This is a genomic window from Carboxylicivirga sp. M1479, from assembly GCF_007097485.1.
In the GTDB taxonomy this organism is placed as follows: Bacteria; Bacteroidota; Bacteroidia; order Bacteroidales; family Marinilabiliaceae; genus Carboxylicivirga.
On sequence record NZ_VKDE01000129.1, the window covers coordinates 1 to 281 of the forward strand.

Here is a 281-nt window from a genome sequence, read left to right on the forward strand (position 1 = left end):
ATTAACAAGGTTCGTGCTGCAGAATATCTTGCTATTGTTGGAGAGCAAGCACCTCAAAAAGTGATGACAGAAGCCTTGTATGCTTCGCAAGATGTGACAGAGGCTATGCTAATTCTTAATTCAATGGCATTGATGAAGTCTCCAGCGTTTGATTACGTGTTTAATCTGGATGTTTCAAAAATCAGAGTTTTGAGTGAAGAAAAGAAGCTTATTAAGGAGTTGATGAAACGTGTTAATTATTTAAAAAACAATTAGAATGAAAATGAAGTTATACTGGATAT

General features: G+C 34.5%; 1 protein-coding gene. It reads left to right on the forward strand.

The window, feature by feature from the left end; translation table 11 throughout:
• Positions 1-255: hypothetical protein (locus tag FNN09_RS21300; protein WP_221932572.1), on the forward strand; the 255-nt coding region annotated here is incomplete at its 5' end.
• Between the last annotated feature and the right edge of the window lie 26 nt (positions 256-281).